The sequence below is a fragment of the Gilliamella sp. Imp1-1 genome, assembly GCF_001690415.1.
Classification (GTDB): Bacteria; Pseudomonadota; Gammaproteobacteria; order Enterobacterales; family Orbaceae; genus Gilliamella; species Gilliamella bombi.
The window spans coordinates 1-8,341 of sequence record NZ_LZHK01000002.1 but is presented as its reverse complement, the minus strand read 5'-3'; the positions used below and the strand labels follow the sequence as shown (position 1 = coordinate 8,341).

11 protein-coding genes are annotated in these 8,341 nt (G+C 34.6%); 3 read left to right on the top strand and 8 right to left on the bottom strand.

Translation table 11 applies throughout. The features are described 5' to 3' along the window. The 7 genes from A9G38_RS00155 to srlA all read right to left on the bottom strand — a co-directional run. Window positions 1-258, bottom strand: a 258-nt coding sequence (locus A9G38_RS00155; protein WP_141671662.1) for a transposase, incomplete at its 3' end; no start/stop codon positions are given. Window positions 259-406: 148 nt separating this feature from the next. Further along, window positions 407-1,189 carry a glucitol operon DNA-binding transcriptional repressor SrlR gene (srlR, locus tag A9G38_RS00150; protein ID WP_034913476.1) on the bottom strand — a complete coding sequence of 261 codons (783 nt, stop codon included), beginning with the start codon at window positions 1,187-1,189 and terminating at the stop codon, window positions 407-409. 98 nt (window positions 1,190-1,287) lie between these two features. After that, window positions 1,288-1,647 carry a transcriptional regulator GutM gene (locus A9G38_RS00145; RefSeq protein ID WP_034913471.1) on the bottom strand — a complete coding sequence of 120 codons (360 nt, stop codon included), beginning with the start codon at window positions 1,645-1,647 and terminating at the stop codon, window positions 1,288-1,290. A gap of 78 nt (window positions 1,648-1,725) precedes the next feature. Beyond that, a complete protein-coding gene (srlD, locus tag A9G38_RS00140) occupies window positions 1,726-2,505 on the bottom strand; it encodes a sorbitol-6-phosphate dehydrogenase (RefSeq protein ID WP_034913467.1) in 780 nt (259 codons plus the stop codon). 12 nt (window positions 2,506-2,517) lie between these two features. Further along, window positions 2,518-2,886 (bottom strand): PTS glucitol/sorbitol transporter subunit IIA, encoded by a 369-nt coding sequence (gene srlB / locus A9G38_RS00135; RefSeq protein WP_034913463.1) that lies wholly within the window; start codon window positions 2,884-2,886, stop codon window positions 2,518-2,520. 96 nt (window positions 2,887-2,982) lie between these two features. Next, entirely contained in the window at window positions 2,983-3,969 is a 987-nt protein-coding gene (gene srlE / locus A9G38_RS00130) for a PTS glucitol/sorbitol transporter subunit IIB (protein ID WP_034913459.1), read from the bottom strand. 21 nt (window positions 3,970-3,990) lie between these two features. Continuing rightward, window positions 3,991-4,539, bottom strand: coding sequence for a PTS glucitol/sorbitol transporter subunit IIC (gene srlA, locus A9G38_RS00125; RefSeq protein WP_034913455.1), 549 nt, complete (start codon window positions 4,537-4,539; stop codon window positions 3,991-3,993). A gap of 273 nt (window positions 4,540-4,812) precedes the next feature. On the opposite strand from srlA, the gene A9G38_RS00120 reads away from it, so the two are divergent. From A9G38_RS00120 to mutH, 3 genes are all read left to right on the top strand, one after another. Further along, window positions 4,813-5,349 carry a Dps family protein gene (locus tag A9G38_RS00120; protein WP_034913453.1) on the top strand — a complete coding sequence of 179 codons (537 nt, stop codon included), beginning with the start codon at window positions 4,813-4,815 and terminating at the stop codon, window positions 5,347-5,349. 61 nt (window positions 5,350-5,410) lie between these two features. After that, entirely contained in the window at window positions 5,411-5,959 is a 549-nt protein-coding gene (locus A9G38_RS00115; RefSeq protein ID WP_034913448.1) for an NADPH-dependent FMN reductase, read from the top strand. Between the two features lie 76 nt (window positions 5,960-6,035). Next, window positions 6,036-6,707, top strand: a complete 672-nt coding sequence (mutH, locus tag A9G38_RS00110) for a DNA mismatch repair endonuclease MutH (protein ID WP_034913444.1) — start codon at window positions 6,036-6,038, stop codon at window positions 6,705-6,707. Between the two features lie 101 nt (window positions 6,708-6,808). Here the strand turns inward: mutH and argA are convergent, their stop codons facing one another. Continuing rightward, the gene (gene argA, locus A9G38_RS00105) at window positions 6,809-8,137 is read right to left on the bottom strand and encodes an amino-acid N-acetyltransferase (protein WP_034913441.1); all 1,329 of its coding nucleotides are present in this window, start codon (window positions 8,135-8,137) and stop codon (window positions 6,809-6,811) included. Between the last annotated feature and the right edge of the window lie 204 nt (window positions 8,138-8,341).

Sequence of the window (8,341 nt, the reverse complement as noted above, 5' to 3'; positions counted from 1 at the left end):
AAAATCCGCTAGTTGTGATAAATGTTTGAAAATATCAACTAATATTCCTTTTTTAGACCACAAATTAAATCGCCTATAGACAGTGCTCCATTCACCAAACTCTTCTGGCAAATCTCGCCAAGGAATACCGGTTCTCATTCGGAAAAGGATCCCTTCAAACGTCATCCGATGCTCGGATTTATTATAAACTCGGCCGGTATTTTTCATTATTTGTAGTAGCTTTTCCCACCGTTTATCTGTTAGCATTGTTCTTGGCATGATGAATCGAGTTATGGTTGTTTTTGGCTGAATTATTATAACTCACATCATGCCGTCTAAAAAATAATCATGAAAGATCAACACGCCCTAATAATTTGCATCACTCAAATAGATTCCCGCTAATGCAACATTTAAACAATGCTATTTTTTATTCTTTATCAATTACTTCTACTTTAATGACTTTGATGCCTCGTTGTATGAGTGCTTCATAATATTTGTCATCTAATTTATTGTCGGTGATGATGGTATCAACAGCATTTAAGTCACACACAACATTAGGACTACGCCTGCCAAACTTGGTTGAGTCAGCTAATAATATTAATTTTGCCGCAGCTTTACTCATGGCAACACTGCCGTGATAGCTTTCATTAAATGTTGTCACGCCCCCTACTAAATCAATCCCATCAGCCCCCATAAATAGTTTATCAAAAGTGTAAGATTCAAATATGGCCGCAGTTGATGCGCTGTTACTGTGAAACGAGGCCGATTTACGGCGAAAAGTGCCACCTGATAAGATAATAGTATGATCATTATTATGCGCAACGAGTTCATTTACAATGTGTAAGCTGTTGGTCATAATAGTCAAATTATTGAAACTTGTCAGTATAGGAATCATCTGAGCAACAGTACTTCCAGAATCAAAAATAATTGAGTCACCTTCTTGGATCAATTTAACTGCTTCGTATGCAATTGATTTTTTAGATCCAATGTTGATGTAGGTTTTATGATCAATAGCTCTATCACCAATTTCACGGTTTAACATGGCACCGCCGTAGGTACGTAAAACTAGACCACTTTGGCTGAGTTGAGTAAGATCTTTACGAATTGTAGTTCCAGTCGTTTTGAAATGCTCAACTAATTCATCGATACTAACTTGCCCATGATTTTGCAGGTATTCTAAAATAGCTGTTTGTCGTTGCCTTACTTTCATATTATGATTCCATCATTATTAGTATATAGGAAATTTTATTTTGCAAACCATTATACTTTATAATGAAAGAAATTACTTTTCAAAATAAAAGATAATTATTAATTGTTTGCTGTTAAGGCAACAATCAACGCACTTTGTGATATTAGGTCGTTTGGAAATATTTTTTCTGGGATTATTTCTGATACAGATAAGCCATGGAGCTGGGAAATAGATTTAGGCAATGCAAATACCGTGATCCCTTTCATTATGATAGAATCAATCACAACTTTATTTTCATCTAATGAAATTGCGATTAATACTCTTGGTCTAAATCGTTTACTTTTACTGCGACCGACACCTAAGTAGCAACCTTTTTGTAAAGCTAGAAACGCTTTATTGAAACGACGAATTTGAAACCAACTAAAAATAATTTGAATACACCAAGCAATAAGTGCTATAGCAACTAGAGTGGTCGTCATATTTAATATTTTTCCATTTTATTTAAGCTAGAATAAAAAGTGCGATAAGTTTAAATTAACTTTCGCACTTTATTTTAACTAGAACATCACTTGTCCACCAGTAATGTTGATTGATTGCCCTGTGCAATATGATGCTTTATCACTTGCATAAAATAGCAATACATCAAGTACATCTTGATAATCACAACCTCGTTTTAAAGGGACTTTATCAATATAAACTTGTTCCACTTGGTTTTCAGGAATACCTAATTTTTTAGCATACTGTGGTATTAACGATTGGAACATAGGGGATTTTAATAAGTTACCTAACATTAATGAGTTTACAGTAATACCGCAATCAGCAAGATCTAGGGCTAGTGATTGTGTTAATCCTACACCACCAAATTTGGCTGCACTGTATCCCGAATTATGTTTGCTACCCACTTTTCCAGATTTCGAATTGATTTGGATAATACGACCAGCGGTATTATGTTTTACCATTAATTTTGCAAATTCACGCGCACATAAGAAATAACCAGTTAAGTTGACATCAACCGATAATTGAAAATCACTTAATGCAAAACTGGTAATTGGAGCTGCACGTGCAATTCCTGCACTGTAGACTAATAAGTCAGAATGTTTAAATATAGCTTCAACGTCTTGCGCTAACTTGATGACACTAGCTTCTTTGGTTGCATCAACAACAAAGCCTTTTGCTGTGCCAGCGCCATATTTTTGATTTATTTCATCTGCAACTTTGTTTGCATTAGCGGCATTCAAGTCTGCAACGGCAACTTTGTATCCAGCATCAGCGATACCTTTACATAAGAATTCACCAAGAGTTTGTCCGCCACCTATAACAACTGCTACTTGTTTCATTTTTTATGTTCCTTAATCATTTACAATTCTAATTTCATCATCCACAAAAAGCTGACTTGGAGTTTCACCTTCTATATGAATGGTTCCTGGTAATTCGGCTTGACTATTACCATCAAATTTTAATGTGATATGACCTAATTCACGGAAATTAACGCTAGCAACATCACCCACCGCGGTAATTTTGTAACTCTGTTTACCTAGATAAATGGTCTGCCCAACTTGTAAATCTTGTTTTAAATCATCATGACTATGCACAAAACAATAATCCGCTAAATCTGCTGGTGCTCCAGTTTTAAACAGGATTAACATACCATCCGTTAATGCATCTTGAGCAAACTCACCAATTTGACTAATTTTTGATTGATAGATAATATTTGACATCATTAACCTTCTTATTTCTTGCTTTCACTTAATCCAAGCTTTTTATTTTTAACGTTAGTTTAAAATGGGATGGAACCATCCCATTTTTTAAACAATCTATTGATAGATAAATAACGATACCGCCCATGCAACTAATACTGTTGGCGCACCAGTTAAAAAGCGGCTAACTAACACCGATGGTACCCCTACTCGAACTGTATCTTGTTTAGCTTCAGCAAGTGATAAACCAACAGGAATAAAGTCACATGCTGCTTGTGCATTAATGGCAAATAATGCTGGTAATGCTAAATGAGGTGGAATATTACCAAGTCCAATTTGAACACCAACTAATGTCCCAATAACTTGAGCAATAACCGCACCAGGACCTAAGAATGGGGAAAGTAATGGAAATGAACAAATTAAGGCTAAAATAACCAATCCAAGCGGATTGTTTGCCAGTGGTACTAGCCCATGCGCAATAAAGTTACCCAATCCAGATGCAATGATGATACCAATTAGTGCCGATACAAACGCCATAAAAGGAAGTATTGTTTTTAGTACAGTGTCAATTGTATCTCGGCCAGCTTGGAAGAAGACAGCAACACCAGACCCCATACCGATACCAATTCTTGCTAACAAACCATCGCTTTGTTCAGTAATTTTTTTGCTGCTGTCATAATCTTTAAATTCAGACGATTTATCGTTTGTTGCTGGTTCGCTTACAACATCGCCTTCTTTTTCTATTAGCTTGATATTGTGAGGTTTTACCGCAGAAACATAAATATCTTCAGCAATATATTGAGCCAGAGGGCCTGATTTACCTGTGGCATGAATATTGATAGTTGGTATACGATTTTTTGGATAAATTCCGCAACGTAATGTTCCTCCACAATCAATCACAGCAACACCAATTTCTTCTTTAGGCGGCTCGCCATCTTTAAAACCATCAATAGCTTCCCAACCTGTTAGATCAACTAAAGTGTCAACTATGGCTGGACGAGTACCTGCTGCAATATAAACAATTTTTTTACCAGCAATAACTGGAAGCTCCAAAGGTCCACCCCAACCTGCTTCGCCTTTTTCAATTTGGATAAATTTTGCCATTTTTTATATTCCTTATTTTTATTATAGATGAACTTTTCTTTCTAACTTGATGCCCATTTTTCTTTCAAAAATGGCAGTACAAAAGTCAGTAATCCACCCCCTAAAGAAGTTAGTACCTAAACCAACAAGGAAATAACTCACAGCAAGAGGGCCTAAAGGTAAATTTAGGGTAGTTAAACCGGCAGCTATTCCCAAATAAACAAAAAGTTCACCAGGGTTAACGTGTGGAAAGAGTCCATTCATTGAATGGCAACTATAAGATGAAGCTGCATAATAACTCGGTTTGTAAAACTCTGGCATAAACCGGCCTAGGCTTAATGTCATTGGATTACAAAATACGAAAGTTCCGATAAGTGGTAATAATAGATATCGAGAAACAGGATTGCCCGCACAAGCTTGCGCTAAACGTTCAATACGTTCTTGCCCAATAAATTTAATCACTGCGTTCATCACAACAAGTAATGAAATTAATAATGGTAATATACTTGTTACCATACCCACAAATACCTTGCCGCCTTCTTGGAATAAACCAATAAACCATTCGGCACCAAATGAAATAGCATCAATCATATTGTCTCCTATTGAGTTAAATTTCGCATTAATGCTATCAATTTTGAAATGCAAAAACTTTTAACTAAATCACACTTTGAAATATTTTCTTTTATTTTGAAAGATATTATTTCAAATAAATAGAAACAAGAAAAAGTAAGAGATAAAAAAACCATAGGTTACTGAAATAGCAATGATAGTAAAAAATTAACGTTTTTTATTGGACATTCACATTAAGTTGGCGTAATTTTGTCAATACGGGGATTTATTATTCAATTTAAAGGAGAATATATCATGGCTAAAAGTACGGCTTCTGCTAAAAAACTACAACAATCAGCTATTTTGTTTCCTACTGATTTAGGACAAAAGGCATCAAAAGATATTTCTGGAGCAATGAATTCTGTTTTAGCAGACGTATTTGCTTTATATTTAAAAACTAAAAACTTTCATTGGCATGTTAGTGGCCCTCATTTCCGTGATTACCACTTAATGTTAGATGATCAAGGTGAAGAGCTATTTGCAATGACAGATCCGATTGCGGAACGCGTCCGTAAGTTAGGTGGAACAACTCTACGCTCAATTGGTCACATTGCTAAATTACAAAGTATTTCTGATAATGATGCAGATTTCGTTGAACCATCAGATATGCTTGCCGAGCTATGCCAAGATAATGTAAAACTAACAGAACGTATGCGTGTTGCACATGATATTTGTGATAAATACAATGATACCGCTACTGCCAGTTTAATTGAAGAGTGGATCGATCAAACAGAACAACGTGCGTGGTTCTTATTTGAAGCAGGCCGAAAAGTCGACTCATCAGGACATTAACAAATACTATTAATTTAAGAGGTATTAAAAATACCTCTTATAAAAAAAGTGGAGATTTAAGATGAGTAAAAAAATTGCTGTACTAGTAGGGAGTTTACGCAAAGACTCTTATAACTTAAAAGTAGCAAAAGTTTTTCAAAAAATCGCACCACCATCACTTTCATTACAAATTATTCAAATTGGCGATTTACCTTTATATAATGAAGATATTGATAATGATACCCCTCCTGCCTCTTATACTCGTTTCCGCAAAGAAGTAGCCGATTGTCAAGGTGTTATTTTTGTGACACCAGAATATAATCGTGGAGTTCCTGCTGTTATCAAAAATGCAATAGATGTTGGTTCTCGTCCTTATGGTAAGAGCATTTGGTCTAAAAAAGCCGCTGCAATTGTTTCCGTTTCACAAGGTGCAATTGGTGGGTTTGGCGCTAACCATCAACTTCGTCAATCATTAGTATTTCTTGATATGCCGACATTACAACAGCCTGAAGCTTATATTGGTAATGTAGCTTCTGCTTTTGATGAAAGTGGTAATATTACTGAAAAAAGTAAAGAATTCTTATCCCTTATTATTAATAGCTATGCAAGTTGGGTTGAAAAGTTAAGCTAATAACTCTTTATTTTAAGATTCACAGTCAATATAATTGACTGTGTTTTCTTAACAAGTAAGTTAACTATTTTTTGCCATGCCTATATTTTTTCCTAATAGTGAACAAGAATTATTGCAACGAGCTCAGTTAGCAGCAGGTTATACTTTTGGCGAGATAGCACAATACTTAAACATACCTATACCGAATAATTTAAATAAACAAAAGGGTTGGGTAGGCAATCTTATTGAAACTTTTTTAGGAGCAAATGCTGGTAGTAAAGCTGAGCAAGATTTTGCTAATCTTGGTATAGAGCTTAAAACTATTCCTGTTGATAAACACGGTAAACCACTTGAAACAACCTTTGTTAGTGTCACACCATTAATGGCTAATCATGGCGTTATTTGGGAGACAAGCCATGTCAGATATAAACTTGCAAAAGTGCTTTGGATTCCGATAGAAGGTGAAAGAACTATTACTCTCGCAAATAGAAAAGTTGGAAAACCTATTATGTGGACACCAACTAAAGAACAAGAACAACAGCTCAAACAAGACTGGGAAGAGTTAATGGATATGATAGCACTAGGGCATGTTGAAAAAATTACCGCTCGATATGGTACTTATTTACAAATTAGACCTAAAGCAGCCAATGGACAAGCTCTTACCAAAGCAATTAGTGAAAATGGTGATATCATTTTAACTCGACCACGTGGATTTTATTTAAAAAAAGCATTTACAATGCAAATTTTAAATACTGTTGTAACATACTAATTTTAATTACTTTTTATAGCTGGCATTAATATCCCATTATTTAATACCTAATTTATAATATTAAAAATTTTAGTTGCTCCCAGATCTATTTTAAATATAGTTCAAAGAATATCAAGCATTAAAATTTTAGAATTTCTTTGATAATTATAAAGTTTTTTCTTTTTAATAGGTAAATCATCTACTTCTGCTGGATTAAAACCTTTTTCTCTAAACCAATGAATACTACGTGTAGTTAAAACAAATATTTTCTCGAGCCCTAGCTGGATTGCTTTTTCTGTTAACTTTTCAATTAAGTCATCTCCTCGAGATGAATTGCGATAATCAGGATGAATAGCTACACAGGCCATTTCTCCCATTTTTTCTTCAGGATATGGATAAAGCGCAGCACAACCAATTGTCATATTATCACGTTCAATAATAGTAAATTTATCGATCTCCATTTCTAACTGCTCACGTGAACGTTTAACCAAAATACCTTGTTCTTCAAGTGGGCGTATGAGTTCTAAAATTCCTCCAATATCGTTAATAGTTGCTAAACGCACTTGTTCAGAATGTTCCATCGCTACTTGTGTTCCAATCCCGTCACGAGAAAATAATTCTTGTAAAATTGAGCCATCAACCAAATAACTTACCAAATGGCTTCGTCTGACTCCACTACGGCATGCTTTAGATGCTGCACGTAAAAAACGTGCTTCACTAGATAAAGGTTTACCTTGCTGCTCTTTTTTGTTGACATAATTATCCGCATCAACAGGATAAAGGTCGGTAATAACACAACCGTTTTCATCAAGTACTCCTTGTTCAGCACAAAAACTGATTAATTTATCCGCTTTTAAGCGAATAGCAACTTCGGTTGCGACATCCTCAGACGCTAAATTGAAACTTTCACCAGTAACCGAAACGCCAACAGGGCCTAGTAACACAATTGAGCCACGATCTAATTGTTCAGCTATAGCTTCGTTGTTTATACGACGGATTTTACCTGTATGACAATAATCAACCCCATCATCTACTCCTAAAGGTTGTGCAATCACAAAATTACCACTCACAACACTTATATGAGCTCCTTGTAATGGAGTATTATTTAAACTCATTGATAAACTTGCGGTAATATTGAGTTGTAATGAACCTGTAACTTGTTTAATGATGTCTAGTGTTGTTGCATCGGTAATACGCGTATTTTTATAATATTTAGGTGTGATATTATGATTTTTTAAAGATTCATCAATCTGATTGCGAGCACCATTAACAATAACAAGTTTAATACCAAGACTATAAAGTAAACCAATATCACTGATAATACTCGAATAATTATTACTTTTTAACACTGCGCCTGTGAGCAAAATTACAAATGTTTTACCATGATGTGCATTAATATAAGGTACTGAATGTCTTAAGCCATCAACTAACTCAGTTGTACGTTCTTTCATTTTCACAACCACCTCAAACTGAATACTTATTCACTTTTTGTGTATTTTTATTTATTTTTGGTTTTATGGCAAGCAATATTTCAAGAATCTAATAAAAATCTTAAAATTTGCTATTAATAAAAGTTAATGGCTTAAGCTTAATGATTTTTGATTAAGTAATAATGGATTAACAAAATATTGAATTGTTAAATACGAAAATAAATT

Bases quoted from the DNA above. Each gene is read 5' to 3' on its own strand.
- srlR (WP_034913476.1), bottom strand. From the start codon at position 1,189: ATGAAAGTAAGGCAACGACAAACAGCTATTTTAGAATACCTGCAAAAT.
- A9G38_RS00145 (WP_034913471.1), bottom strand. From the start codon at position 1,647: ATGACGACCACTCTAGTTGCTATAGCACTTATTGCTTGGTGTATTCAA.
- srlD (WP_034913467.1), bottom strand. From the start codon at position 2,505: ATGAAACAAGTAGCAGTTGTTATAGGTGGCGGACAAACTCTTGGTGAA.
- srlB (WP_034913463.1), bottom strand. From the start codon at position 2,886: ATGTCAAATATTATCTATCAATCAAAAATTAGTCAAATTGGTGAGTTT.
- srlE (WP_034913459.1), bottom strand. From the start codon at position 3,969: ATGGCAAAATTTATCCAAATTGAAAAAGGCGAAGCAGGTTGGGGTGGA.
- srlA (WP_034913455.1), bottom strand. From the start codon at position 4,539: ATGATTGATGCTATTTCATTTGGTGCCGAATGGTTTATTGGTTTATTC.
- A9G38_RS00120 (WP_034913453.1), top strand. From the start codon at position 4,813: ATGGCTAAAAGTACGGCTTCTGCTAAAAAACTACAACAATCAGCTATT.
- A9G38_RS00115 (WP_034913448.1), top strand. From the start codon at position 5,411: ATGAGTAAAAAAATTGCTGTACTAGTAGGGAGTTTACGCAAAGACTCT.
- mutH (WP_034913444.1), top strand. From the start codon at position 6,036: ATGCCTATATTTTTTCCTAATAGTGAACAAGAATTATTGCAACGAGCT.
- argA (WP_034913441.1), bottom strand. From the start codon at position 8,137: ATGAAAGAACGTACAACTGAGTTAGTTGATGGCTTAAGACATTCAGTA.